The 26,487-nt window shown below is 39.1% G+C and carries 27 protein-coding genes and 4 tRNA genes; 19 read left to right on the forward strand and 12 right to left on the reverse strand.

The annotated features are described in order from the left end of the window. Positions 1 to 76 precede the first annotated feature (76 nt). Positions 77 to 149, forward strand: a tRNA-Phe gene (locus tag FCR2A7T_RS00540). A gap of 90 nt (positions 150 to 239) precedes the next feature. On the opposite strand, the gene FCR2A7T_RS00545 is transcribed toward FCR2A7T_RS00540, so the two are convergent. Together FCR2A7T_RS00545 and FCR2A7T_RS00550 are read right to left on the reverse strand one after the other, a co-directional pair. Beyond that, positions 240 to 2,006, reverse strand: coding sequence for a DUF885 domain-containing protein (locus tag FCR2A7T_RS00545; protein ID WP_023569310.1), 1,767 nt, complete (start codon positions 2,004 to 2,006; stop codon positions 240 to 242). 40 nt (positions 2,007 to 2,046) lie between these two features. After that, positions 2,047 to 2,409, reverse strand: coding sequence for a nuclear transport factor 2 family protein (locus FCR2A7T_RS00550; RefSeq protein ID WP_035116951.1), 363 nt, complete (start codon positions 2,407 to 2,409; stop codon positions 2,047 to 2,049). Positions 2,410 to 2,486: 77 nt separating this feature from the next. Here FCR2A7T_RS00550 and FCR2A7T_RS00555 point away from each other — a divergent pair, with 77 nt between their 5' ends. The 4 genes from FCR2A7T_RS00555 (at position 2,487) to FCR2A7T_RS00570 (ending at position 4,852) form a co-directional block, all read left to right on the forward strand. Further along, a complete protein-coding gene (locus tag FCR2A7T_RS00555) occupies positions 2,487 to 3,413 on the forward strand; it encodes a DUF58 domain-containing protein (protein WP_023569312.1) in 927 nt (308 codons plus the stop codon). An 86-nt stretch (positions 3,414 to 3,499) separates the two neighbouring features. Next, positions 3,500 to 3,576, forward strand: a tRNA-Asp gene (locus FCR2A7T_RS00560). Between the two features lie 271 nt (positions 3,577 to 3,847). Then, positions 3,848 to 3,924 (forward strand) — tRNA-Asp (locus tag FCR2A7T_RS00565). 70 nt (positions 3,925 to 3,994) lie between these two features. Then, a complete protein-coding gene (locus tag FCR2A7T_RS00570; protein WP_023569313.1) occupies positions 3,995 to 4,852 on the forward strand; it encodes a DMT family transporter in 858 nt (285 codons plus the stop codon). Here FCR2A7T_RS00570 and FCR2A7T_RS00575 read toward each other — a convergent pair. Next, complete coding sequence (locus FCR2A7T_RS00575; protein WP_023569314.1) at positions 4,849 to 5,349, reverse strand: DUF456 domain-containing protein; 501 nt, start codon at positions 5,347 to 5,349, stop codon at positions 4,849 to 4,851. The genes FCR2A7T_RS00570 and FCR2A7T_RS00575 overlap by 4 nt on opposite strands. A 42-nt stretch (positions 5,350 to 5,391) precedes the next feature. On the opposite strand from FCR2A7T_RS00575, the gene FCR2A7T_RS00580 reads away from it, so the two are divergent. Further along, on the forward strand, positions 5,392 to 5,874 hold the full coding sequence (locus FCR2A7T_RS00580; protein WP_023569315.1) for a hypothetical protein: 483 nt from the start codon (positions 5,392 to 5,394) through the stop codon (positions 5,872 to 5,874). On the opposite strand, the gene FCR2A7T_RS00585 is transcribed toward FCR2A7T_RS00580, so the two are convergent. Both FCR2A7T_RS00585 and FCR2A7T_RS00590 read right to left on the reverse strand, forming a co-directional pair. Further along, entirely contained in the window at positions 5,875 to 7,005 is a 1,131-nt protein-coding gene (locus FCR2A7T_RS00585; RefSeq protein ID WP_023569316.1) for a glycosyltransferase family 2 protein, read from the reverse strand. Then, on the reverse strand, positions 6,993 to 7,937 hold the full coding sequence (locus FCR2A7T_RS00590) for a lysylphosphatidylglycerol synthase domain-containing protein (RefSeq protein ID WP_035116748.1): 945 nt from the start codon (positions 7,935 to 7,937) through the stop codon (positions 6,993 to 6,995). The genes FCR2A7T_RS00585 and FCR2A7T_RS00590 overlap by 13 nt, the downstream gene beginning before the upstream one ends. Positions 7,938 to 7,960: 23 nt before the next feature. On the opposite strand from FCR2A7T_RS00590, the gene ruvC reads away from it, so the two are divergent. The 5 genes from ruvC (at position 7,961) to FCR2A7T_RS00615 (ending at position 11,737) form a co-directional block, all read left to right on the forward strand. Continuing rightward, a complete protein-coding gene (gene ruvC / locus FCR2A7T_RS00595) occupies positions 7,961 to 8,515 on the forward strand; it encodes a crossover junction endodeoxyribonuclease RuvC (RefSeq protein ID WP_035116952.1) in 555 nt (184 codons plus the stop codon). 64 nt (positions 8,516 to 8,579) lie between these two features. Beyond that, entirely contained in the window at positions 8,580 to 9,743 is a 1,164-nt protein-coding gene (gene hemW, locus FCR2A7T_RS00600; protein ID WP_035116750.1) for a radical SAM family heme chaperone HemW, read from the forward strand. Between the two features lie 87 nt (positions 9,744 to 9,830). Continuing rightward, positions 9,831 to 10,598, forward strand: a complete 768-nt coding sequence (locus FCR2A7T_RS00605; RefSeq protein WP_023569319.1) for a cyclase family protein — start codon at positions 9,831 to 9,833, stop codon at positions 10,596 to 10,598. 2 nt (positions 10,599 to 10,600) lie between these two features. Further along, positions 10,601 to 10,966, forward strand: coding sequence for an MmcQ/YjbR family DNA-binding protein (locus tag FCR2A7T_RS00610; protein WP_023569320.1), 366 nt, complete (start codon positions 10,601 to 10,603; stop codon positions 10,964 to 10,966). Positions 10,967 to 11,020: 54 nt separating this feature from the next. Continuing rightward, positions 11,021 to 11,737, forward strand: coding sequence for a PH domain-containing protein (locus FCR2A7T_RS00615; protein WP_023569321.1), 717 nt, complete (start codon positions 11,021 to 11,023; stop codon positions 11,735 to 11,737). A 79-nt stretch (positions 11,738 to 11,816) separates the two neighbouring features. On the opposite strand, the gene FCR2A7T_RS00620 is transcribed toward FCR2A7T_RS00615, so the two are convergent. After that, positions 11,817 to 14,120, reverse strand: coding sequence for a TonB-dependent receptor (locus tag FCR2A7T_RS00620; protein ID WP_035116753.1), 2,304 nt, complete (start codon positions 14,118 to 14,120; stop codon positions 11,817 to 11,819). Between the two features lie 176 nt (positions 14,121 to 14,296). Beyond that, the gene (locus FCR2A7T_RS00625) at positions 14,297 to 15,397 is read right to left on the reverse strand and encodes a DUF4407 domain-containing protein (protein WP_035116954.1); all 1,101 of its coding nucleotides are present in this window, start codon (positions 15,395 to 15,397) and stop codon (positions 14,297 to 14,299) included. A gap of 295 nt (positions 15,398 to 15,692) precedes the next feature. Here FCR2A7T_RS00625 and FCR2A7T_RS00630 point away from each other — a divergent pair, with 295 nt between their 5' ends. Beyond that, positions 15,693 to 16,523, forward strand: a complete 831-nt coding sequence (locus FCR2A7T_RS00630) for a hypothetical protein (RefSeq protein WP_144680558.1) — start codon at positions 15,693 to 15,695, stop codon at positions 16,521 to 16,523. A 260-nt stretch (positions 16,524 to 16,783) separates the two neighbouring features. On the opposite strand, the gene FCR2A7T_RS00635 is transcribed toward FCR2A7T_RS00630, so the two are convergent. Continuing rightward, positions 16,784 to 18,172: a dipeptidase gene (locus FCR2A7T_RS00635; protein ID WP_023569325.1), complete on the reverse strand. Its 1,389-nt coding sequence runs from the start codon at positions 18,170 to 18,172 to the stop codon at positions 16,784 to 16,786. A 12-nt stretch (positions 18,173 to 18,184) separates the two neighbouring features. Between FCR2A7T_RS00635 and FCR2A7T_RS15160 the strand changes: the two genes are divergently transcribed. Beyond that, complete coding sequence (locus FCR2A7T_RS15160; protein ID WP_165551919.1) at positions 18,185 to 18,358, forward strand: hypothetical protein; 174 nt, start codon at positions 18,185 to 18,187, stop codon at positions 18,356 to 18,358. A 4-nt stretch (positions 18,359 to 18,362) separates the two neighbouring features. After that, positions 18,363 to 18,444 (forward strand) — tRNA-Leu (locus FCR2A7T_RS00640). Positions 18,445 to 18,581: 137 nt separating this feature from the next. On the opposite strand, the gene FCR2A7T_RS00645 is transcribed toward FCR2A7T_RS00640, so the two are convergent. After that, positions 18,582 to 19,490 carry a phosphatase PAP2 family protein gene (locus tag FCR2A7T_RS00645; protein ID WP_158634619.1) on the reverse strand — a complete coding sequence of 303 codons (909 nt, stop codon included), beginning with the start codon at positions 19,488 to 19,490 and terminating at the stop codon, positions 18,582 to 18,584. A gap of 205 nt (positions 19,491 to 19,695) precedes the next feature. After that, on the reverse strand, positions 19,696 to 20,169 hold the full coding sequence (locus tag FCR2A7T_RS00650) for a hypothetical protein (protein ID WP_023569328.1): 474 nt from the start codon (positions 20,167 to 20,169) through the stop codon (positions 19,696 to 19,698). Between the two features lie 83 nt (positions 20,170 to 20,252). Between FCR2A7T_RS00650 and FCR2A7T_RS00655 the strand changes: the two genes are divergently transcribed. Both FCR2A7T_RS00655 and FCR2A7T_RS00660 read left to right on the forward strand, forming a co-directional pair. Then, on the forward strand, positions 20,253 to 20,933 hold the full coding sequence (locus FCR2A7T_RS00655; protein WP_023569329.1) for a glycerophosphodiester phosphodiesterase: 681 nt from the start codon (positions 20,253 to 20,255) through the stop codon (positions 20,931 to 20,933). Beyond that, positions 20,930 to 22,147, forward strand: coding sequence for a BaiN/RdsA family NAD(P)/FAD-dependent oxidoreductase (locus tag FCR2A7T_RS00660; RefSeq protein ID WP_035116754.1), 1,218 nt, complete (start codon positions 20,930 to 20,932; stop codon positions 22,145 to 22,147). The genes FCR2A7T_RS00655 and FCR2A7T_RS00660 overlap by 4 nt, the downstream gene beginning before the upstream one ends. Before the next feature lies 1 nt (position 22,148). On the opposite strand, the gene FCR2A7T_RS00665 is transcribed toward FCR2A7T_RS00660, so the two are convergent. Both FCR2A7T_RS00665 and FCR2A7T_RS00670 read right to left on the reverse strand, forming a co-directional pair. Further along, complete coding sequence (locus FCR2A7T_RS00665; RefSeq protein WP_023569331.1) at positions 22,149 to 22,655, reverse strand: hypothetical protein; 507 nt, start codon at positions 22,653 to 22,655, stop codon at positions 22,149 to 22,151. 176 nt (positions 22,656 to 22,831) lie between these two features. After that, the gene (locus tag FCR2A7T_RS00670) at positions 22,832 to 23,308 is read right to left on the reverse strand and encodes a TspO/MBR family protein (RefSeq protein WP_023569332.1); all 477 of its coding nucleotides are present in this window, start codon (positions 23,306 to 23,308) and stop codon (positions 22,832 to 22,834) included. A 99-nt stretch (positions 23,309 to 23,407) separates the two neighbouring features. On the opposite strand from FCR2A7T_RS00670, the gene FCR2A7T_RS00675 reads away from it, so the two are divergent. Genes FCR2A7T_RS00675 through FCR2A7T_RS00685 form a run of 3 tightly spaced genes read left to right on the forward strand, consistent with a single transcriptional unit; the run spans position 23,408 to position 26,446 of the window. Then, positions 23,408 to 24,493 (forward strand): diphosphomevalonate/mevalonate 3,5-bisphosphate decarboxylase family protein, encoded by a 1,086-nt coding sequence (locus FCR2A7T_RS00675; protein ID WP_023569333.1) that lies wholly within the window; start codon positions 23,408 to 23,410, stop codon positions 24,491 to 24,493. A 51-nt stretch (positions 24,494 to 24,544) separates the two neighbouring features. Further along, positions 24,545 to 25,483: a mevalonate kinase family protein gene (locus FCR2A7T_RS00680; RefSeq protein WP_023569334.1), complete on the forward strand. Its 939-nt coding sequence runs from the start codon at positions 24,545 to 24,547 to the stop codon at positions 25,481 to 25,483. A gap of 45 nt (positions 25,484 to 25,528) precedes the next feature. After that, positions 25,529 to 26,446, forward strand: a complete 918-nt coding sequence (locus FCR2A7T_RS00685) for a geranylgeranylglycerol-phosphate geranylgeranyltransferase (protein WP_023569335.1) — start codon at positions 25,529 to 25,531, stop codon at positions 26,444 to 26,446. The last annotated feature ends 41 nt before the right edge of the window (positions 26,447 to 26,487 follow it).

The raw sequence follows: 26,487 nt of genomic DNA on the forward strand, positions 1-26,487 counted from the left end.
TGGATAAATGAAAAATGGTTCTATATTTGCACCCGCAATCAACAAGCAATACACGCTTAACGAAAGCAGACATAATGGTGCCTTAGCTCAGTTGGTAGAGCAATGGACTGAAAATCCATGTGTCCCTGGTTCGATTCCTGGAGGCACCACTTTAAAACCCGAATAGCAATATTCGGGTTTTTTGTTTTATACAGTTCCACCAAAAACAAAAAAGCCACCTCATTGAGATGGCTTTCTTTTTATTTTCCTGTTTTTATCCAATCGTTTATTTTCTTTTCGAGCAGTGCCAAGGGCATCACACCGGATTCCAACACTTTTTGATGAAACACTTTAATATCAAATTTGCCTTTCATCTGGGTTTCCGCTTTTTTACGCAACTCCATAATTTTCAACTGTCCGATTTTATACGACAAAGCCTGACCGGGAATTGCCATATAACGCTCCACTTCCGAAATAATGCTTGCTTCGCTTTCTGCTTCGTTTTCCAACGAATACTTAATCGCCTGCTCGCGCGTCCAACCTTTAGCATGTAAACCGGTATCGACCACCAAACGAATCGCACGGTGCATTTCATTACCTAACATACCGAAATATTGATACGGATCAGCATACAATCCTAATTCCTGGCCTAAACTTTCTGTATACAACGCCCAACCTTCGCCATAAGCTCCAAACCAGTTGAATTTCCTGAAATCCGGCAACTCTTTATTTTCCTGTTGCAGCGAAATCTGAAAATGATGTCCCGGAATGGCTTCGTGCAGAAACAAATCCTCATCACCATAATAATTATAATTTTTTACATCCGGAATCGGCACGTAAAAAATTCCGGGTCTGCTTCCATCCGCCGTTCCCTGAATATATTCGGCACTGGCTGTTTTTTCGCGAAACGCTTCTGTTCGTCTGATTTCGAAAGGTGTTTTCGGCTGCAAGGAGAATAATTTATCCACATTAGGCTTGATTCGTTTATGAATCGCTTCAAAATTCGCAATCACTTCTTCCGGCTTTTTGAAAGGCTTCAGCTCCGGTTTGTTTCTCACGTAATCGAAAAACTCCACAATTGTTCCTTCAAAACCCACCTGAGTTTTCACCTTTTCCATTTCCGCTTTTAAGCGTGCTACTTCTTTCAATCCCAATTCATGAATATCCGAAGGTTTCATATCAGTGGTCGTCCATTGCTTCACATACACCGCATATAAATCCTTTCCATTAGGCAAACTGCCAATTCCGCTGGTTGCTCTGGAAGCCGGCAAATATTTGTTTTTTAAAAACTCTGCCATCTTTTTATATTGTGGCATCAGCTTCTCATTGATGGTTTTCGTATATTCGGATTTCAAAGAAGCTTTCACCTCTTCCGAAAACGATTGCGGCATTGTTTTAATAGTCGAATAAAACAGATTATCTCCAACATTCGGAACAATCTGCTCTTCAAACTGCGGAATTAGTTTTTCGGTTAAAGCCGTTGGCAACACCATCCGCTTCTGAATACCTTTTTCCATGTAAATCATCGCCGAATCAATCCAAACCGAATACATTTCCATTCGTTTTAAGAAATTACGATAATCTTTTTCAGTTTTAAAAGGTTGCGCACTGCTTCCGCTGGCAAATTGCGACATCGTTAAATGTGTGCCCCAAAACTGGTGTACTGGCATCAGGTTAGCCTCTTGTTTCAACAAGTCTTTACCTACCGCGGTTTCCCATTTAATAATGTGATAACTGATTTTTTCTTCCGCAGTAAGGACAACGGTATCTATTTCGGAAAGTTGTTTTTCATACTTATTAAAGAAATCACCTTGCTTTTTTCTGTACGCATCCGTCATTTCAAAGACGAATTGATCGTTATATTCGTTCTGACCATTCAACGTGGCATCCAACGGATTAAGCGCATTTTTTTCTTTAAAATAAGCATCGGTAACCGATTTAAAATCCACCATTTTTTCTTCTTTTTTACAATTCACAAATAATACTGAAAGCAGTATTGCCGAGGAAAGAACAAGTGTTTTTTTCATATATTTTTTATTTGAATATTGACTAATAAAGCTACGGATTTTATCCGTGATACACTCTTGAAGCAATGATTTTCCCTTCTCGGACTTCCAAAACTTCCGCTACCAGCATATCTTCTTCTCCGTCGACCTGGCGAATGTATTCCATAAAAACCCTGTCGGTATTTGCAGTTAAAGACGTTACCTTATAATGTAAACTCGGCAAACGATCAAACGCATCCTGCCACCATGCCCGCATAGCACTTTTCCCCACCACCAAACCATTGGTCTCGGGCTGACGGATTTTTAATTTCGGACTAAAATGTTCTGCTTCATCATCATAAAGCGACAATAATTTTTCAAGTTGCTTGGTATTGAACGCCTCAAACCAACGAAAGGCAATGGATTGTAAAGTTTCCGGACTCATGGTATACATATTAATAAAGGCAAATATTGGAAATAAATTTCAAATGCACATCACTCCTTTTTTATATCTTTGAAACTATGAAGATCGACAGTCAAATAGCAAAAATATCCAGTTTCCAGCATCTCGAATTACTAGCCAACCAAATTGTGGAAGGTTTTATTTCAGGCATGCACAAGAGTCCGTTTCATGGTTTCTCTGCCGAATTTGCCGAACACAAAGTGTACAATACCGGAGAAAGCACCAAACACATCGACTGGAAACTTTTCGCCAAAACCGACCGCTTGTACACGAAACGTTTTGAAGAAGAAACCAATTTACGATGCCATCTGATAATCGATAATTCGTCGTCAATGCATTATCCGAAGCTGAAAGACGGGCAATTGTTCTATGAAAACAAGATTGGATTTTCGGTACTGGCTTCCGCCGTTTTGATGAACCTACTGAAAAAACAACGCGATGCGGTCGGCTTGAGCATTTACTCCGATACTTACGAATATTATGCGCCGGAAAAAGGAAGTGATCGCCATCATCGCATGCTTTTGAACCAACTGGAGGGCATTTTACAGTCGCCAAAAAATTCAAAAAGCACCGACACCATAACTTTTTTGCATCAGATTGCCGAAAAAATGCACCGTCGTTCAATGATTGTTTTGTTTACCGACATGTTTCAGGGCGAAGATGACGAACGATTGTTTAAAGCGTTACAGCACTTAAAACACAACAAGCACAAGGTTGTTTTATTCCATGTAATTGACAAAAAAACCGAATTCAACTTCAATTTTGACAATGCGCCCCGTAAATTCATCGATTTGGAAACCGGCGAACAGGTAAACCTCTTTGCTGAGAATGTAAAAAATGATTACGAAAAATTGGTCGAAGCCTATTTTGCAAAAGTTGCCAATACCTGCTCTCAGTACAAAATAAAGTACGTTCCTGTTTCGGTTGACGAAAAATTCGAAAAAATACTAACCACCTATTTAGTTGAAAAACAAAAGTTTGGCTAATTGATTTGAAAATAATTTGAAATTTTTCGATAAAACATTTGGAGGATTTGAAAATGGTTGTATATTTGCATCCGCAATAAAGCACTGGTTTGGTAGTTCAGTTGGTTAGAATACATGCCTGTCACGCATGGGGTCGCGGGTTCGAGTCCCGTCCAGACCGCCAGTAAAGAGTTGAGAAAGCCTTTCGAAAAGAAAGGCTTTTTTGCCCTCTTAAAAATATTTAAAGCAGTTGTGTTGTTTAGGTACGAAAGTACCAGGTTTAGTAGTTAGACCAATGAAAAGCTTTCCATTTATGGAGAGCTTTTTTGATTTATACACTTTTCACTGTTCTTCAAAATTGACATTCAGCCATTTACATTTTTTATTGATTTTTCTTTGCAAAAACATTGCAAAACGACAAAATTCAACCTACTTTTGCAACGCAATAAAGCACTGGTTTGGTAGTTCAGTTGGTTAGAATACATGCCTGTCACGCATGGGGTCGCGGGTTCGAGTCCCGTCCAGACCGCCAGTAAAGAAAAAGCTTCGAGAAATCGAAGCTTTTTTTATTTTAATTACATTGTTTTTTCAATACAAACGGCATGAAAAACCCACGCCTTGCTTTACTAATCGGCATTTTCTGTATTTCCGTTTTCCCGATTCTGGTAAAATGGACGCCGGTTTCGGGTTTGAGTTCTGCATTTTACAGAATGGCTATTGCATCGGCAGTTGTTTTACCGATAGTTTTCTTTCGAAAGAAACTGGAAAGACCCAATCAAAAAACCGTGCTAATTATAGTATTGTGCGGCATTTGTTTTGGCTGCGATATCGCCGTTTGGAATATCGCCATACAGCAATCCTCAGCGACACAAGCGACTTTGCTCACCAATTTAGCGCCAATTTGGGTTGGACTCGGCATGTTTTTCTTTCTTCCGAACAAACCTAACCGTAATTTCTGGATGGGCGCCGCATTAGCAGTCATCGGAATGATTGTTTTGATTGGTTACGAAACTTTTTATGAATTGAAATTCGACATAGGTTTCGCTTTTGGAATACTTTCCGGAGTATTTTATGCCGCTTACATCCTGTTAAGCAAATACGTACTCAATCAGATGCAGCCCATAAGTTTTATGACTTACAGCATGCTGGTTTCAAGTATATTTTTAGCTGTGATTTGCTTGATATTCGAGCAGCCTTTTTACGGATTTTCAACTACGGTTTGGGGCGTTTTAATGGTTCAGGGTATTTTATGCCAACTGATTGCCTGGACGTTAATCAGCTATGCTACCCAGAAAATGGAAGCCAACAGAGTTTCCCTGAGCCTTCTGAGCCAAGCTTTGATTACTTCCGTATTCGCATGGCTTTTTCTGAAAGAAACCATATCGCTTCAAATGACTATCGGAGGAGCAATCATTTTATTAGGAATCCGGATTACGTTCTACAAAAAAAAGTTACCCTAAAACCACGAGCTTCGGTATTCCCAAACTTTCATCAGAAATACTCCGAAATAAATCACACAAACCACAAATTTCATAAAAGTGGAGGCTAAAAACCCCACGAAAGAACCCGTTGCCGCTTTTACAGCACGTTTATGATCCTGACTGTCGTAAATCAACTCACCAATGAAAGCCCCCACAAACGGACCAACAATTACCCCAAAAGGAATCGGCGCAATCAACCCGATTATCAATCCGATGTTGGTTCCCCAAACACCATAGGAACTGCCTCCAAAACGTTTTGTTCCTTTTGCAGGAATAACGTAATCCAAAATCGCAACAACGACCGCAATCCCAAGTGTAATTCCCAAAACCCAATAATCTTCAGGAACCGCTTTCGTAAGATAGAGCAACAGTAAACCAGCCCAACTGATGGGCGGTCCGGGCAATACCGGAAGAAAACTTCCTAAAATCCCAACCGCCATAAAAACGAACCCGGTAATTAATAAAAAATATTCCATCTTTTTTTTACTATTTTTGGCACTTAAAATTACACTTTTACGATGTCGAAAAAACTTTTGGTATTCTTTTTCTTTTCCTTAGCGGTTTCTTCCTGTCAGTTCTTCGACAAGAAAGCACCGTCTGAAGACGAATTACTGCAAAAAGAACTTCAGAAAATCGACTGGAAAAAAGTAGATGCATTTCCAAGTATTGATGCTTGTGAGGTAATTACCGACGAAGCCCAACGCAAACAATGTTTTTTCGAATACCTGACCCAAACCATTCAGGAGAAATTAAGCGTCGACACTTTGGCCATTTTATATCCCGAAATCGATACCATTGAAGTAAAAGTAACGGTTTTCCCGGATGCGCGATTGGAATTTGAACCGCAATTCCCAAAAGACAGCGTGGCGTACGACAAAATTAAAATCGACAGTATTTTACACACCAGATTAGTTGATTTTCCAAAAGTCAATCCGGCCATAAAACGCGGAATTCCGGTGAAAACACAATTTGTACTACCGGTTATTTTAAAAACGGAATAGTTATCTAATATTCTCGCGCTTCCATTCAAAACCACCAATCAAAGAGTACAACGCAACAAGCGTACTAAAAAAAGGATAAATCAGACTGCTTACCACCACGGAATACATGCGCATTTTCAAAAATCGGTTGGCCTGATACATCAATATGAAATCGACTATAAATTTTACAAAAAGCAATGTTATAAGGAATTGAATCTGCATCAGATTAAAAAACGAAAGTACTAATCCGCAAAGCAGTGTGAAATTTGCCAGAAAAACCAAAATGGCCAATCCTTTGGCGAAATCACTTTCATAAGCCGTTGCCTTTGAAGCCCAACGCACCCTTTGTTTGAATAATTTGAGCCAGCTTTTTTCTGGTTTTGTAGTTACAATCGCTTCCTGATTTTTCAGATAACGGACTTTCTCAGGGAAATTAGCAATTGCTTTCTGCAACAAGAAAACATCATCACCACTGGCAATATGATTGTTCCCATGGAAGCCTTTCAAATCCGAAAATAACGTTTTGGTATAAGCAAAATTCGCACCGTTACACATAAAAGCCTCTTCCAGACCAAAACTTCCGATGCTCGCTCCTTGCAGACTCAGCATATCCATCTGCTGAAAATGGGAAAGCAAAAATCCTTTCGTTGGAAATTTTACCGCTCCGGCAATCATTTCAGCTGATGCATTCACCTTAATATAAGCATCGTATACCGAAAGCCATTCGGGTTGCACCACACAATCGGCATCGGTGGTAATTATCCACGGATGTTTGGCAATCATCACCGCGCGGGTTATTGCGTCTTTTTTGGGTGATTTGGAAATACGGACATTGTCGAGAATCGTCAGATGAATCCACGGATTTTCCATGCGCCAATTGTTAATCACACGGGCGGAATTGTCTTTTGAAGCATCGTCGACAAAGATAATTTCAAAATGCTCTTTCGGATAATTCAGTTTTGTCAATGATTCTAATAAGTCCGGTAAATTGTGCTCTTCATTGCGAAATGGGATTACTATGGAAAATCCGATTTTGTTTCCGGAATCCGTCTGTTGAAATGATTTCACTTTTGAAAAACCCCAAATCAACAATCCGATAAAAAAGACATAATTGATAAAAATCAATACGAAAAGTAAGTTTACGATTTCCATTGCGCTTTAAAATTTAAAACAAAATAACTACCGATAAATACCGGAATAACCACATTCAAAAACCACATCAGCGTACTGATGAACACCACAATCCATTCGTTCACACCCAACAATCCGAAGAAATAAACCGCCACACTTCCTTTTACCGCAAAATCCAAAAACTGAAACGTTGGCAAGGAAGACGCTAAAAAATAAACGCTCGTAATGGCAGCCATTAACAAAAAGTACGGAATTTCCACATCGAAAATTAAAAATAGGAAATAATATTGATGCGAAAAAACCAAATAACGACCAATCGCCAACAAAATGTTTTTCTGATGAATGCATTTCGGAATTTCGTTGATTTTGTGAATGAGCTTTTCAACCGAATAGCCTTTGATGCTGATTTTTTTGGTGAAAAATAAAACTAACACCAGTATCGTGAGTCCTCCGAAAAGAATTCCGACCATAGTAGTGGTAATGATCTCGAATTGGGCATTGAAATACAGCAACCCGAAAATTCCAAAAACTATGGTGAGTATCATTTGGATTCCGTTGCAGATCAAATTCAGGAAAACGATTTTTTTGGCTTGCGATTTCTCAAAAAACAAAGCTTTCCCGGCATATTCCCCGATTCCGTTTGGCGTAAACAATCCAGCCGTTAGCGCTCCTAAAACCTGCTTCGAAGCTTCTCCCAGCCTTATTTTCCGGATGACTCCCACCAGATTCTGCCATTTTAAAATTTCCAGAAAACGGTTTAAAAACGTCAGAAATAAAATAAAAGCGATGTTAGCAAACGACTGTTTTTCCTGTACTAAATTTCGAAATTTATCCCAATCGAGCTTGTCGTTATGCGCCAGTTGATTGTAAATAAAATAAAATGCGCCGCCTACAACCAAAAGTTTGATCAGAAGAACGAGGAATTGTTTAGCTTTGTGGGGTATAGAAATCATCTGTGCAAAATAACAAATTAAAATTGGCAAACGAGCGCATCATATTAGGAATTGACCCCGGAACGACCATTATGGGTTTCGGTCTGATAAAAGTCGTCAACAAGAAAATGGAATTCATTCAACTTAATGAATTACAGCTCAATAAAATGGACGATCATTACATGCGATTGAAACGTATTTTTGAACGCACCATCGAGTTAATTGAAACCCATCATCCCGATGAAATTGCGATTGAAGCGCCGTTCTTCGGCAAAAACGTACAGTCGATGCTGAAATTAGGACGTGCGCAAGGTGTGGCGATGGCGGCAGGTTTATCCCGCGGGATTCCGATTACCGAATACGAACCCAAGAAAATCAAAATGGCCATCACCGGAAACGGAAACGCCAGCAAAGAACAGGTGGCCAAAATGTTGCAACAACTTTTAAGCTTAAAAGAATTGCCTAAAAATTTAGATTCAACCGATGGATTGGCAGCAGCAGTTTGTCATTTTTTCAATTCGGGACGCGTAGAAGTCGGCAAAAGTTATTCCGGTTGGGATGCTTTTGTGAAGCAGAATGAAAACAGAATAAAAAAATAGTGTTCAGCAATCTGTGATCAGTAAGCAATTCTGACCACTAACTACTGATCACTGATAACTAAATATGAGCGGTATCTACATCCATATTCCCTTTTGTAAGCAGGCGTGTCACTATTGCGATTTTCATTTTTCGACTTCACTGAAGAAGAAAGACGAAATGGTTTTGGCTTTGGCGAAAGAAATCCGTCTGCGCAAAAGTGAATTTGAAAATGACCCGAGCGAAAGCGAACAGGCGAAGCAAACCGTGGGAACCATTTATTTCGGCGGGGGTACTCCGAGTATTTTAGCGGTTTCCGATTTGCAGCTGTTGATTGATGAAGTATACAACAATTACAACGTCAGCGAAAATCCGGAAATTACTATGGAAGCTAATCCCGATGATTTATCCGAAGTACGAATCATCGAACTTTCCCAAACTAAAATTAACCGGTTGAGTATTGGAATTCAGTCGTTTTTTGAAGAAGATTTAAAACTGATGAACCGTGCCCACAATTCGGCAGAAGCCAAAAAATCATTGGAAATCGCCACAAAATACTTCGATAATATTTCGGTGGATTTGATTTACGGAACGCCCGGAATGAACAACGAACGTTGGTTGCAAAATATCCAAACCGTTCTGGATCTGAACATTCCGCACATTTCGAGTTATGCCTTGACGGTCGAACCGAAAACCGCCCTACAAAAATTCATCCAACAAGGTGTTGTACCACAACCGGATGATGCAGTGACACACGAACAATTCCTGATGTTAGTCGACACCCTTGAAACCAACGGATTTGTGCATTATGAATTGTCGAATTTCGGAAAACCGGACTATTTCTCTAAAAATAATTCAGCCTATTGGCTCGGAAAAAAATACTTAGGCATTGGTCCGTCGGCACACAGTTATGACGGCAAAAACCGAAGCTGGAATATCGCCAACAACAGTATTTACATTAAATCTTTAGCCGAAAACAAACTACCCAATGAAACGGAAACGTTAACCGAAACCGACCGCTACAACGAATACATCATGACCGGATTACGTACCGTTTGGGGCGTTTCGTTAGATCGGATAGCAACGGAATTCGGTGAAAATATGTTGCAGTATTTGCTTCAAAACGCTAAACGTTATCTCGACGATGAAAAACTTATAGTTGAAAACAACATCCTTCGAACCACCAAAAAAGGAAAATTCTTTTGCGACGGAATTGCTTCCGATTTATTTTGGTTAAATTTGGAGGAATAACAGAACGCAGATTTTACGGATGCTTCGCAGCGCTGATAAATCTGTTTAAATCCGCGTTAGAATATTCGTAAAATCCGCGTTCCATTTATGATAACAATCATCAATCATCAGAATAATGAATTCAAAATCGACCTGTCAAAACCGTTAGACATCTCGATTCCATTAACCAATACCGACGAAAACCCGATTGCCTGGTACATCGAAAAACCGGAAATCGAACCGGTACGTTTTGGCGATTGGGTGGGAAAAGTTTCCGAAGGCAGTTCGTCTACGAATTTCAACAATATTTTTTTCAATCCGCACGGGCACGGTACGCACACGGAATGTCTGGGACATATTACCCGCGATTTTTACAGTATCAACCAATGTTTGAAACAGTTTTTCTTTACGGCGGAGGTGATTTCGGTGGTTCCGGAAGCGCAAGGAGAAGATTTTGTCATTACCAAATCGCAAATTGAAAACGCTTTAGAAGGAAAATCTCCTGAGGCCATTATCATCCGAACATTACCGAATTTAGATGAAAAAAGATCAAAAAAATACTCAAATACTAACTGGGCTTATCTTTTGGAAGAAGCGGCGACTTACATCCGCGAAAGCGAAATCCAACATTTGCTGATTGATTTACCGAGTGTGGACAAAGAGCACGACGAAGGCAAATTACTGGCGCACAAGGCATTTTGGAATGTAAAAGACGTAAATACACTGAATTCGGATGCACGATTGAATTGCACGATTACCGAATTGATTTTTGTCTCCGATGCCATTTTGGACGGAAGTTATATGCTAAATTTACAAATCGCTTCGTTTGAGAATGACGCGAGTCCGAGTAAACCGGTTTTATATAAAATTCTGTAAATATGACTATTGACGTATATTACGATTATTGCCTGAACAAAAAAGGGGTTACTGAACATTTTCCTTTCGATGAAGACACCCTGGTATTTAAAGTCGGCGGAAAAATGTTTGCCTTATCTTCGTTACAGGAATGGGAAAACGGAACCCCATCGGCCAACTTGAAATGTGATCCCGAATGGGCTTTGGAATTGCGCGGACAATATGACGATATTCAGCCCGGTTATCATATGAGTAAAATACATTGGAATACTATAAAAATTAACGGTTCGGTTCCTGATGTATTTGTAAAAGAGCTCATCGACCATTCGTACGACTTGGTTTTTAAGAGTTTAACTAAAAAACAACAGCAGGAAATAGCCGAATCTTAAAAATAGGCATTACTTTTGCAGCCAAATAGACGATAAAATTATTTACAACATATCATGATTGACAATTTAAAGAAAATATTAAACGAAGACCAGGATCCGAAAGCGATTGAAAAAATCACTTCCAAACTGGAAAACTTATTAATGACCAATGAAGAAGTGGGATATATAGCCGTTCAGAAAAAACCGGCAGTAACCATTCTTCCGGACAGTGTTGTGGTAACCAACAAAAGAATCATCCTTTGCAAACCGAAAAACTTAGGTTTATCGATGGAATTTGTGGATTACGATTGGGATGACATCGCTGCTTCGTTTGTAAAAGAAGGTATTCTGGGTGCCGATTTCACGTTTACCACGAAATCCGAATTAACGCAAACCGTTGATTATTTACCGAAAAATCAGGCCCGAAAATTATACACCTACGCCAAAGAACAACTGGATTTATTAAAGAATCCTATAGCTGCAGCTCCAATGGCTTCAACGCCTATAGTAGAAGAAACAAAAGCAGAAATTCCGGTTGCGGAAGAAGTAATTGAAGAAATGGAAACCGAAGAAGTAACTTCCTTTGCCGAAATCATTCCTTCGACTCCGGCAGTTCAGGAAACGTTTACCGAAACAGCGCCACAACAAGCAAATGCTGAGAAAAAGTTAAGCGAAATGAGCAGCGATGAATTGTTTGCCAAATTGCAGAATTACAAAAAACTTTTGGATAACGGATTAATCCTTCAGGGGGAATACGATAAACTTAAAGCGGAAATTTTACAGTACATGTAACATCAGAAAACAAAAATAAAAAGGGATAAGCATTTGAAAACTTATCCCTTTTTTGTTTCTATACTAAAATTGTAACGCCTTATTTCGTTAAATCGATTGGAATTTTGACCCCAAACATGATATTGAGACCCGGCTCGATAATTTCATACGATCGGAATCTTGACATATGATCTAGATAGGTCGTATCCAAAACATTGTTAGCGGCAAGTGTAAATTCGGTTTTTCTGTATGTCGTTCCCAAAGAAAGATTCAGCAAAGTATAACCGTTGGTTTTCATCTCATTGGCAGCTACTTTTCCTTGTTTAAATGCGGTTACGGTTCCGATGCTCAAAAATGAATTCCTGAAATTACGAATAGCCTCCCAATTAAAACTCAACGTGTTGAACAATTTTGTAGCCGGCATGGTTGGCAAATACGAATCATTGTCTCTTCTTTTGGCGGTCAGCGTCGAAATTTTCGATTCAAAATGTGTCCATTTCAAAGTTGCGGGATGAATATCAATTCCCGCTTCTCCACCAAAAATCCTAGCATCGGATTGGTAAAATTTGTATTCAGGCACCATATTGGCCGGATCAATATTGCTGGCAACTGAATTTCCTGTCGGTGCAATATAAATATAATTGTTAATCATGTTATTGTACACTGCTCCCTCAATTGAAATATGTTTGGAAGTGTACGACAAGTTAAAATCCAATTCATTATTGGTTTCTTTGGTGAAATTTTCATTTCCGATTTCAAAACGTTGGTTTTCCAATTTCACGCCATAGGAGAAAAGCTCGTTTAAATTCGGCGTTCGGTAACCGGAAGCAAAACTTGCTCTCGCAATCAGATTTTTCCCGATTAAATACGATGTAGCAAAAGAATAACTCAAGTTGTTAAAGTTTTTTGTGGTGCTGTTGGCCGCATTGATCCGTTTTGAATCCAGATGTCGGGTATCGTAGCGGGCACCAAAACTAAAGGAAAGTTCGTCCAGATCTAATTTCGTTACTCCCAAAATGCCGAAATCGTTTATTGTCGCATCCGGAATTAACTGTGCAGCGGCATCTTTCATGTTTTTGTTGTTCTGATACATTCCCTGCGTACCGATTATGGTGAAAAACTTATACCAGTTTGGCAAATACCATTTGACATCGTAAGTTAAGGATTGTAAACGCATATCCAGATACGTGTATCCTTTTTTAACATATTTCAACTCTTCATTCTCCGTACGACGGTTGTTCTGATAGCCGAAATTTGTTTCGATTTTCGATTTTCCTAAAAGAAATGTTGATTTAGAATTCAAACGATTATCGGTAACCCCATGAAAAGGCGCTTCGATTTCGAAAGGGAATTTTTCAGCTTCCAGACTGTCGATATTTACGATTTGACCGTCTGCATTTTTTACGATATCCTTACCGTCTAAAATTCCGTAATAAGCCTTATTGAACTGATACGACAATATGGTAGAACCCCACTTTCCGTTTTTACCTACGTACCCTTTTGCGCCGTATTCTAACACCCGCGTGTTAGGCACTCTGAAATCGTACCCGTTGTAAAAATAATCCGACAATAGCCTACCCAAGGCATTAAAACCCCAATTGTATTTTTCTTTTGCCCCCTTTAAATTTAGTTCGCTGCTTGCGCCTAAGTTATTGGAGAACAACCTACTTGTAACGTATCCTTTTTTAGTATTCACCTCAGCCGGTTGCTCCCCAACAATATGAACAATTCCACCCATTGCCTCGGGACCGTACAACAAACTCATTGGACCTTTTATAATTTCAACGCGGTCCAACCCCACCTCATTAACGCCGATTCCATGCTCATCATCCCACTGTTGCGTTTCAAATCGCACACCGTCTACAACCGTTAAAACCCTATTCCCGGACAAACCGCGAATGACCGGTCGGGAAACCAATGGCCCGGTGGTAATTGCATCAACACCGGCTACTTTCTCTAAGGCGTCCATTAAAGTAACGGCGCCATTTCTTTGAAAGTCATTCTTTTTAACAACCTCAACCTTATGGGCATTTTTATCCTGTTTGTTATAAAAAGCATTGGAAATTACCACTTCATTTAACCTAAACGATCGCGTTTCCAAGGCAAAATCCAAAACTAAATCCTCCCCTTTTGTAATTTTAATCTTCTCGACTCTTGTTGCATAACCCAAATGACTGATTTTTAAATGGTAAACTCCTTTTCCTAAATTGGAAAAAGCATACTCCCCATTTTCGTTGGTTAACACATTCTTATTGATTTCCGAAAGAAAAACACTGGCATGAACTAAAGGCTGGTTGGTGTTTACATCTGAAATTTTACCTTTTAAGGTTTGTGCATTGGTCATCTGAAAAATCAAACCAATAATAATGTAAAAAAGTGAGCGCATATCTAAGGTTAAGTTCATTAATTACGTCGCAAAAGTATTGTTTTTTTAAAAAACCGTTACTTTTTTTTCATTTTATTCAATAAAAAACATAATTATATGACAGACCTCGTCAAAGAATAAAAGTAATTCTTACAGATTAAAAAAGGGATAAATCGTTTTAATGACTTATCCCTTTTCCTTTGTCTTAAATGCAGTTACATGACACTTTTCTGTTTTTCCACATAAGCATCCGATTGTAATTTCAGCAGTTCGGAAGCGGCTTTCCGTTTGTAATCATAAATTTCTTTGTCGTCCCGAATGTCTTCATATACCTTGTCGTAAATAGAGGCATCGGTTTGTTTCTGAAGATTACGTTGGTAATTGTTCTGTTCGATATGGGTTCGTAATGCCGTTTCAGTATCTTCGAGTTTGAAATCGTATTCCCCTTTTGGCGACAGTAATTTGGCGATAATGGGCGAAGTTTCAATTGCTAAAAACAACAGCATGATAAAGAATGAAGGCAGCCAGGGCAATTTACCCAAGGCGTTGATGCGTGCCATCAATCCGTCGAAACTGTCTATAATAGTTTTTGAATCGGCTACTTTTTTATCCAAATCGGTTTGCAGGGTTTTGGCCCGCGCTTCTTTTTCGGTAATGGTTTTCGCAGAATTGGCTTTTAAGGAATCCAATTGTTTTAGCGCCAAATCATGTGCTTCGCGTTTTTCTTTATAAATAGGGCCTTTTCCCATTTTTTTGGTCCCGGCGGATCCTTCGGCTTCTGTAATGTAGGATTGGTACAAATCGGCCACTTCTTTCTCTTTCGCGTTGATATTCGATTTAATGCTATCGATTTCCGATTGGTTTTTCGTCACATCGCCTTTGAAATAATTGGTTACCTGATTTTTATTGGCAATGGCCATTTCATTCTTTTCTTTCAGTAATACCGTATTGATTTCCTTTTCGAAAATTTTGATTTCCAACGGTTTTGAAATCACGACGGCAATAATCATAGCCAGAACAATTCGCGGTGACGCCTGAATAAGTTCTCCCCAAAAATTCTCACGTTTGCGGATGGTGGAAACAATAAAACGGTCGAGATTAAAAATTAGTAGTCCCCAAACGATTCCGAAAAGCAAGGCCGGATAAACGCTGTCGAAAACCGTAAAAAGAGCATACGCACTGGCGATAAAAGCCATAACCGCCGTAAAGAAAACAGTGGCTCCAATGCCTGCGTACTTGTTTTGTTCGCCATTGGAACAGGAGTAGATCAGGTCTTTGTCTGCGCCGGAGCACAGAATAAAAAAACGTTTTAACATGATGATGATTTTTTTCCGCGGCGCTCCAAACAGTTCGGCTGCGCCACAGGTTGATTGATGATGTAGCAAATTTAACGCCAAATTTTATATTTTGTTGTAAACCAGCCATTTATTTTACCTTGCTTTTAATTTGACAGCAAGAACGGTAGTTCGTCGATATATTTTATTGACAATCAGGTATTTGTGTTAAAATAATTGTAAATTTGTATCAAATACCGCATAGTTTTCAAAATCCACACCGCCTCAGATTTCAAAATTGAATTTTTATTTATTCATCAACATAAATTTTGAAATTATGAAAACTGTCCATTACAAATTTTACGTCCTAATTTTGTTTTTTTTTCTGCAACACGCTTTTCTTTCAGCACAGGAAAAAATGTATTACTTAACGGTTACCACCACCTACAGAAATTTTGAGAACAAAGAAGCTAAAGCTGCGGATTGGTTGGCGTTGGAGAAAGAATATCTCGAAAAAGTGATTAAAAAGAACGAGTTCATTGTGGGCTATAATGTTTTGAACCACTATTATACCGCAAACAATGGTGAGATTGTCTTTGTAAACGTTTACGAAAACTGGGATGCGATTGAAAAAGCCTGGAACAAAAATCAGGAATTGGTAAAACAAGCCTGGCTCGATGAAAAAGCCAGAAAAGCATTTTATGAAAAAAGAAGCATGTTCTACAAACCCAGACATTCCGATGAAATCTACGTGACGTATGGCGATCGTAAACGCATGGCAAAAGCACCCGACAAACCGATGGTCTATTATGTGCGTAAAAGTATTTTTGACACTCCGAAAGACGGTACCGACAAAGAATTTGATGATTTAAACAAACAATTATTCGACAACCTTACCATGAAAAACGATGTTGTGAAAGCCTATTACGCTTACAATCATGCGTGGGGCTCCAACAACATGGAATTTGTGGAAGTTTTTGTAGTGGACAATTTAGCCGATGTTGAAAATGCCTGGAAAAAAGACGACGAGTTGTTTAAAGCCAAATGGAAAGATGAAAAAGGCCGCGAGGAATTCAATAAAAAAATGGGTAAGTATTTTACCGGTCAGCATGGGGATTTCATTTACCAGTCCGTTCCCGAATTGTACAAACAGGTAATGCCTAAATAATTTAACAAGCCGAGGATTAATTCCGAACCTTTATTATTAAAACCGAAAGCCACAACTTTTACAGCTGTGGTTTTTGATTAAAATTTGTCTTTTCAAGATTATTGCCTCTATTGTGAACCGATTGCGTTAGGGATAGAGGCGGTATCCTTTCATGGAGTGGTAACGGAATAAAAGATAAAGCCGAAAGCCCGACCGAAGGAAACGCCAAAAAAAAATCCGCCACTGTATTGGTGACGGATTTTGTATTGTTTATGATTGTATTATTTAGAAAGTTCCACGAAATATTTGTAGAACAACGGAATGGTTTCGATGCCTTTCAGATAATTGAATACTCCGAAATGCTCATTTGGCGAGTGAATCGCGTCGCTGTCCAAACCGAAGCCCATCATGATCGTTTTTGATTTTAATTCTTTTTCAAACAAGGCTACAATTGGAATACTTCCTCCGGAACGCACCGGAATGGGTTGTACACCAAACGTATCGGCATATGCTTTGGAAGCCGCTTGATATCCAATTGAGTCAATCGGAGTTACATAACCTTGTCCGCCATGGTGCGGTTTTACAACCACTTTCACCGATTTTGGCGCAATGCTTTCAAAGTGTTTGGTAAACAATTTTGTGATTTCTTCCCAATCCTGATTTGGCACCAAACGCATCGAAATTTTAGCGAATGCTTTGCTTGCGATAACCGTTTTTGCCCCTTCACCGGTATAACCGCCCCAAATTCCGTTTACATCTAAAGTAGGTCGGATGGAATTTCTTTCGTTAGTAGTATAGCCTTTTTCTCCATAAACTTCTTCGATATCCAGCGCTTTTTTATATGCTTCTTCCGAAAACGGACGTTTGCCCATTTCGGCTCTTTCTTCCGTAGAAAGTTCTTCTACGTTATCATAGAATCCCGGAATGGTAATATGATTGTTTTCGTCGTGCAACGAAGCGATCATTTTGGTCAATATATTAATAGGATTTGCCACAGCACCTCCGTATAATCCTGAGTGTAAATCGCGATTCGGTCCGGTAACTTCCACTTCCACATAACTCAAACCACGTAAACCTGTAGTAATAGAAGGTTGTTGGTTGGAAATCATTCCCGTATCGGAAATCAAAATCACGTCGTTTTTCAGTTTTTCCTGATTGCGTTCCACGAACCATCCTAAACTGGACGAACCTACTTCCTCTTCTCCTTCAATCATGAATTTCACGTTACAAGGCAAACAGTTGTTCTGAATCATGTACTCGAACGCTTTTACGTGCATGTACATCTGTCCTTTGTCGTCACACGCGCCACGTGCGAAAATAGCGCCTTCGGGATGTAATTCGGTAGCTTTGATTACCGGTTCAAACGGTGGTGAAGTCCATAATTCAATGGGATCGGCCGGTTGGACGTCATAATGCCCATATACCAGAACGGTTGGCAAAGCCGGATCGATTATCTTTTCCCCGTAAACGATTGGGTAGCCCGGTGTTTCGCAAAGCTCGACAAAATCGCAACCAGCTTTTTCAAGGCTTGCTTTTACAGCAGCTGCAGTATCAATAACATCCTGAGTGAAAGCACTGTCGGCACTTACGGAAGGGATTTTTAATAATTCAATTAACTCATTAAGAAAACGTTCTTTGTTTTGCTGAACGTACTGTTTAATATTGTCCATTATGTTGTTAAAATGATGAAAGCCAAATATACAAATAGAAATCCCAATACTAAAATTGAAAAACTCAATTTTTTAGAAATTAACGAGTTAAAAAAAGTTTTACAGGAAATTGATGTTTCCATTTTGGAATTACAAAAATATGTATATCTTTGCACCCACTTACTGAAACAACTACTTGTTTTATAAGCCTGCGGGTGTGGTGAAATTGGTAGACACGCCAGACTTAGGATCTGGTGCCTCACGGTGTGTAGGTTCGAGTCCTATCACCCGCACAACAAAAACCCTAAACCTTTTTAATTAAAGTGTTTAGGGTTTTTTATTTTCTTTATATTCCCAAAAATATACGTAAAAGAATTTACACTACTTGAAATCAGCAATTTCCTTTTGAACAGAACCGCATTGTACGCCTTTAAAAAACAATGCGCATTCCGGCCAATGTGTAATTTTGTGTTGTACTGAAAGTGTAATTAAATTCAGGCTTGACACGTTCGGAATGTCCTGTTTTGAGTTCTTTTTTCTCATTAATTCTGCTTTTCACAATACTCTTGCCTATTATATATCCCATAAAAAGAGCCAACGGATAATCGGAAACCCAATGCACTTTACTTTGTGTCATTTCAAAACACATCAATCCTATAAGACCACAACTTACCGGTTTGATCCATTTAATCTCTTTGTAATTTTCCGACACAATCACAATTGTGGTCATTATAGTAACCAAGTGTCCTGAAGGCATGGCATCATAATGTGGTGTATTTGTTGCATATGCTTTAAATGAGGGAAATAAAGTCCATTTTCCACCTTCATTCCGGTTTTCTTCCGCAATAAAAGGACTTTCCCTACCAGTTGTCCTCTTAACTGCCTGAACAAAAAAACCAGAGATTATCATCCCTTCCAATATTTCACTTGATGTCTGAACGGCTCTGTAATCATCATTTTTCAAACCATACGTCAGCAATCCTCCACCTATTAAAATCGCAGTAAATCCATTACCAAACCTGTAAATTGCCGAATTCAAATCTTTTGGAAACATTTTCAAAGGTCCTGAGTAGTTATGGCTTTCATTGAACCCAATCTCTTGCCCAAAATCTCGCGAAGAATCAACCATATTCTGATCAAAAGGAACCAAAGCTGCTGTTGCTCCAATGGAGGAACCAAACCAAATTAAATTATCTTTTTGAATAAATTGATCTCCCAGAATTACAATACTGTTTGGGATTTTTGTAACAAAGTCGAAAAATTTCGGTTTTTGATATTGATAACTGAGATTACTATTAATCCTAAATTCCTGAAAATCTTTATTTAAATTGTTCGACACGGAAAGCGAATCATTTTTTTGCCCAAAGCTCAATGAAACATAAAAAAATAAGACCGCTCTAAGAACAACCATCTTTTGCATAATATTGATTCGATATCCGTATTCTACATAAAGTTAAAAAAACCAATATAGTATACGAACATCAAAAAACACATTTTCGTCAGGAGGTAAATATTTTAGTCGAAACCTATTATTATCTAAGGTTTTATCGCAACGGACGAAGTTTATTGCTGTACGTAATCAAATAAGGATTCCCCTGTTGCGCATAATCTTTCATTACATACACAAACTTGTATTTTCGGGCATTTTCAGGATCAATTACCGCTTCTTTTTCACTTAATTTATCCGAAATTCTTGTGGCAAGCGTATTGTCAATCGTGAGATAACCCGCAATGCCGGTTTCCAGATGACTGATTGGATTCCCTTTGTACAATGTCTTTTTTTCATTCGTTACAACAACGTCTTCGCCTTTAAATCCCTTGGTCAGAATTAAAACCGATGCCGTTTCACCATTCGCCTTCATTTCAGTTAAAAATTTCCTTTTGCCTGTCTCAGAAACCGATCTGAAATCATCGCGATACTGAATTACCGCCTCTTTTCTTTCCGTAACAGGTGCCTTTTTTGACGAACAACCCAACATCAAGAAAACCACAATCAAAACAATTGCCGTATTTTTCATAATCCCTTCATTAATCCTTTTAATTGTAACGAACCACCAAGCAAACTATTATCTTTGTATCGTTAATTAAATGCCAAAGTTTTATGGTTCAGAAAATCGGACATCGCGGAGCGAAAGGATACGTTGCCGAAAACACGCTGGAATCTTTCCAAAAAGCTTTAGATTTAGGCGTAAACGGCATAGAACTAGACGTTCACGTATGCGCATCGGGTGAATTAGTGGTTTTTCACGATTTTACTGTTGACCGTATGACCAATGGCACGGGAGAAATTCACAAACTGACTTTATCCGAATTAAAAAAACTAAAAATCGCCGACGCCTTCGAAATTCCGACTCTCGAAGAAGCTTTCGATTTAATTAACCGAAAATGTTGGATTAACGTCGAATTAAAAGGACACGAAACGGCAGAACCCACCTGTAAACTGATTGAAAAATACGTTTCCGAAAAAGGCTGGACGTATGAGGATTTCATCGTTTCCAGTTTTCAGAAAGAAGAATTAGACCGAACACGCGCCCACAATACTGAAATAAGACTGGCAACTCTTTCGCAGGCCAGTGTGGAACAGGCCTTGGAATGGGCCGATGAACTTTCCGCTTACGCTATTCACCCTCATTTTTCTTTATTGACCGACGACAACATTCACGAAGCCAAAAAGAAAGGCTATAAAATCAATGTTTGGACCGTAAACCATTACGAAGACATCCAACGACTGGAAGCCCATATTATAGACGGAATTATTTCCGATTTCCCGGACCGATTATGATTTCAAATTACGACATCCTTATTGTAGGCGGCGGCGCAGCAGGTTTTTTTACCGCCATCAACATTGCCGAAAACAATGCTAAATTAAAAATTGCCATTCTCGAACGCGGCAAGGAAGTACTGACCAAAGTGAAAATTTCAGGCGGCGGACGTTGCAATGTCACCCACGCCTGTTTCATTCCGAATGATTTGGTAAAATTTTATCCGAGAGGCGAAAAAGAACTCAAAGGTCCGTTTCATCAGTTTTGTTCCGGTGACACTATCGAATGGTTTGAAAAACACGGTGTTGAACTCAAAATCGAGGAAGACGGCCGAATGTTTCCGATTTCCGACAGCTCGCAAACCATCATCGACTGTTTTTTGTCGGCAACCAAAAAATTAAACATTGACATCCTAACCGGGCAAAGCGTGCAGTCCATTTATAAAGGAGAAGGCTATTGGAAAGTCGACACCAACCAGGAATCGTTCAAATGCGATAATTTAGTGATGACTACCGGAAGCAATCCAAAAATCTGGGAAATGATGGAAGCCCTCGGGCACACAATTGAAGCACCAGTACCTTCGCTATTTACCTTTAACATCAAAGATTCCCGAATCAAGGATTTGATGGGACTCTCCGCACAAACATCGGTGAAAGTAAAAGATTCCAAACTAAAAGCGTCCGGACCACTGCTGATAACCCATTGGGGCATGAGCGGACCTGGAATCTTACGTCTTTCCGCTTGGGGTGCACTGGAATTGGCTGCTAAAAATTACCAATTTACATTACAGGTCAACTGGCTGCATGAAACCGATTTTGAAGAAGCACTGGATACTTTAAAAGATTTAAAAGACGAAAATGCCAAAAAATTAATGGTGAAATTTTGCCCTTTTGAGTTTCCGAAACGCCTTTGGGAAAGTTTGGTTGGCGCAGCCGGAATTTCAGCCGAAACCAAATGGGCTGATTTATCCAAAAAACAACTCACCGATTTAGCGAACCAACTCACAAACGGAGAATTTCAGGTAAATGGAAAAAGTACCTTTAAAGACGAGTTTGTAACCGCGGGAGGTATCAATCTGAAAGAAATCGACTTTAAAACCATGCAAAGCAAACTCCACGACAATTTGTATTTTGCCGGTGAAATTGTCAACATCGATGCCATTACCGGTGGTTTTAATTTTCAAAACGCCTGGACCGGTGGTTTTTTAGTTGCAAAAGCCTTAACCGAAAAATAACCTACTCCAAACCGCCTTGCAGCGATTGCTGCCAAACTTTTAGATCACGCCATTTTCCTTCATACGCCAATCGCGCCTGACGCGGCCATGTAGATGGATTATGACGGGCAAATTGCTCTCCGGCTTTACTTAAAATTTCATTGCAACGGTCTACAGACATTTCGGCTAAACTTTTCCAGGTAAGAATCCCCGAGGTTTTGAATAGTTTTTCGATTTTCGGACCAACACCTTCAATCACCTTCAGGTCATTTTCCTCCACATCTTTTCCTAAAACCGACGAAGCCAGATCATGGTCAAACGGATGGTATTCGGGCGCTCCGGAAGCAAAACCCAAATTATGACTTCCCGAAGCACTTTTTGCTTTTACATGTTCCAATTCTGCCGCAAGTCGTTCAACTTTTCTTTTGTACTTTTCTAATTCTTCATCATTGTTTACGGATGATTTCCCTATAAGATAACCTACCAAACCACCTATAAAGCACAAAATCAATACAATTATCGCTCCCATAAGTAAAAATTTTTAGTTATTCTAAATTGCTTTTCATCGCCACAGACGAATTCAAACCGACAGTGTAAACTTTTAACAGTGTAAGTTGCGGTAGGATTCAGGAGTACAATAAAGTTACTTAAAAAAATTAATTTTTTACTCTTTTTTAGCTACTTAAATCAATGATAACCAAAAAATTATCGGTTCAACCAGCAGATGGCCGCGTTTAAAATCCCGGCGAAAGTAACCCAGGCAAGGTAGGGCAAAAGCAACATGCCGGCGATTTTATCCACTTTTCTGAAAACTATATAAGTTTCAAAAATCATCAGCCAAAGCACCGCCAATTCAGCTAAAGCAAGGAGTGGATTGTGTAATCCGAAGAAAAGGTACGACCATAAGAAATTCAACACCAACTGAATCGCAAAAAACTGCAACCCTTTACGAACGTTAATCCGGTCCGTATCGATTCGGTGCCAAACCAAACCGGCAGCAACGCCCATCATCGCATACAACATCGACCAAACCGGCGCAAACAGCCAATTGGGCGGATTAAAACTTGGTTTTACCAAAGTGGGATACCAGATTTCAACACTTTCACGGGTAACCATTCCGGAGAAATAACCAATACAAAGGCAGGTAACGACAACAGTCAGAATCTTAGTAATTTTGTTCATAGGAATGATTTATCTTTCAAAAATAGGAAATTCTTCAGAATAAAAAAGCCTGCAGGTTAAATACCCGAAAACTGTATCTTTGCGTAAATTTTCAAGTCTATGATTTCTGAAAAAGATTTTATTCTAAACAACTATACGCTTTCGGTAGAAAACGGCAGCTTTCAGTGGAGTGCCCCAAGCAATATCGCCTTGGTGAAATATTGGGGCAAAAAAGACCATCAGATTCCAGCCAATCCTTCCATCAGTTTTACGCTAAATAACTGCAAAACAATTACAAAGTTGACTTTCGAAAAGAAAATCAACGATGGAAAGTTCTCCTTTGATTTATTATTTGAAGGCCAGCCCAAAGAAGATTTCAAACCGAAAATACAGAAGTTTTTCGAACGCATTTTCGAGTATTGTCCGTTTCTGAAGGATTTTCATTTCACGATCGACACGCAAAATACCTTTCCGCACAGTTCCGGGATAGCTTCCTCAGCATCAGGAATGGCAGCGTTGGCCATAAATATTATGAGTCTGGAAAAAGTATTAAATCCAACGATATCAGAAGATTATTTCAACCAAAAAGCGTCTTTTTTAGCGCGATTGGGTTCCGGAAGTGCCTGCAGAAGCATAAAAGGAAACATTGTAGTTTGGGGAAATCATGCCGAAATTTCAGGAAGTTCCGATTTGTTTGGCGTGGAATTCCCTTCATCTGTTCATGAAAATTTCAAAAACTATCAGGACACGATTTTATTGGTAGACAAAGGCGAAAAACAGGTTTCCAGTACCGTCGGACACGATTTGATGTTCGGACATCCGTTTGCGGAACAGCGTTTTTCTCAGGCACATCACAATTTATCCGCCATCAAGAACGTTTTGGAAAACGGCGATGTGGAACATTTCATCAAAATCGTGGAAAGTGAAGCCTTAACATTACATGCTATGATGATGACTTCCATGCCGTATTTTATCCTGATGAAACCCAACACACTGGAAATCATCAACAAAATATGGAAATTCAGAAACAACACCCAAACATCGGTTTGTTTTACTCTGGATGCCGGCGCTAACGTTCACGTTTTATATCCGGAAAGCACAAAAGAAAAAGTTTTGCAATTTATTAAGAACGAATTGGTTGGCTATTGTCAAAATGGTCAGTACATTTGTGACGAAATTGGCAATGGTGCTGTAAATTGTAATTGATTTTTCATTACTTTTACTAAACCCAAATTCGTGTTAAACCAAAAACAGCATATGAAAGGACCGCTTTTTTACTCAAAAATATTACTCTTCGGAGAATACGGAATCATTAAAGATTCTAAAGGCTTGTCTATTCCTTATAATTTTTACAACGGCGCTTTGAAAGTGGATGAAAATCCATCGGAAGAGGCTGTAAAATCAAATGCCAGTTTAAAACGTTTCGTTGCCTATCTGAAAGATTTGCAAAACGAACAACCCGAATTGGTAACCTTCAACTTAGAAGTTTTAAAATCTGATGTAGAGCGCGGGATGTATTTCGATTCCAGTATTCCGCAAGGATATGGCGTAGGAAGCAGTGGCGCTTTGGTAGCCGCTATTTACGATAAATATGCCAACAACAAAATCACGGTTTTGGAAAACTTAACGCGTGAAAAGTTATTACAATTAAAAGCTATTTTTTCTCAGATGGAATCATTTTTCCACGGAAAAAGCTCTGGTTTGGATCCGTTGAACAGTTACTTGAGTTTACCGATTTTAATCAATTCCAAAGACAATATCGAACCCGCAGGAATTCCTTCACAAAGTACGGAAGGAAAAGGTGCCGTGTTTTTGATTGATTCGGGAATTGTGGGCGAAACGGCTCCGATGGTCAACATTTTCATGGAAAACCTAAAAAAAGAAGGTTTCCGAAAAATGCTGAAATCACAGTTCATCAAATATACTGATGCCTGTGTGGAAAACTTCTTGCACGGCGACATGAAATCCCTTTTTGAAAACACCAAAAAACTGTCCAAAGTCGTTCTGAATAACTTCAAACCAATGATTCCTGAGCAATTCCACCAAGTATGGCAGAAAGGAATCGACACCAACGATTATTACCTGAAACTTTGCGGTTCCGGCGGTGGCGGTTACATTTTAGGATTTACTCAGGATTTGGAAAAAGCCAAACAATCGTTAAAAGATTACAAATTGGAAGTGGTATATCAGTTTTAAGAAATAACTTCAAACTTTTAAACCTAAAACTTTCAACCACAACTCATGCTTACACGAAAAACAAAATTATTGTTGATGAAAATCCTCAGTTTGTTTTCTGTGGTAAGAGGTTATAATATTCCGGTTATTGTTTTAGCGCAGTATTTGTCCTCGATTTTCATTTTGGCGCCCGAAAAAAGAGCATTAGACGTACTACTCGATTGGCGCTTATTCATCATTGTTTTTGTTTCTACACTTACGATTGCGTCCGGTTACATCATCAATAATTTTTACGATTCCGAAAAAGATTTAATCAATCGCCCCAACAAATCGATGCTGGACCGATTGGTGAGTCAGAAAACAAAACTACAGGTTTATTTCGGACTGAACTTTCTGGCTACGGCACTCGCCTACATCATTTCCTGGCGTGCCGCCTTGTTCTTCGCCGTGTATATTTTCCTGATTTGGTTCTATTCCCACAAGTTGAAAAAATTCCCCATCATCGGAAACCTGACTGCTTCTTTATTGGCGGTATTGCCGTTTTTCGGAATTTTACTGTATTTCAAAAATTTCTACCACGTGATTTTTGCACACGCTACTTTTTTATTCCTGTTGATTTTAATCCGCGAAATGATTAAGGATCTGGAAAATATCAAAGGCGATATAGCGAACGATTACCAGACCATTCCGGTTCGGTTCGGCGAAAAAATATCAAAACAACTTATTACAGTTTTAACCATTTCGACAGTGATTCCGGTTTTTATTCTAATCGACCGATTCGATGTGGGCTACATGGACATCTATTTCTACATTAGTCTTATTGTGTTGATTTTCTTTATTTTAAAACTCTGGAAATCACAAACCCAAAACGAATACGTACAGTTGCATATTATCCTGAAATCATTGATTGTAGCAGGCGTTTTCTGTATCGTTTTAATCGATCCTTCGGTCTTACTAAATGGCCGAACCGTACTGAAGATCTAACTTCTAAGTTCTGATTTCTAACTTCTAATGATTTTAAACAC

This window comes from Flavobacterium cauense R2A-7, from assembly GCF_000498475.1.
Taxonomy (GTDB): domain Bacteria; phylum Bacteroidota; class Bacteroidia; order Flavobacteriales; family Flavobacteriaceae; genus Flavobacterium; species Flavobacterium cauense.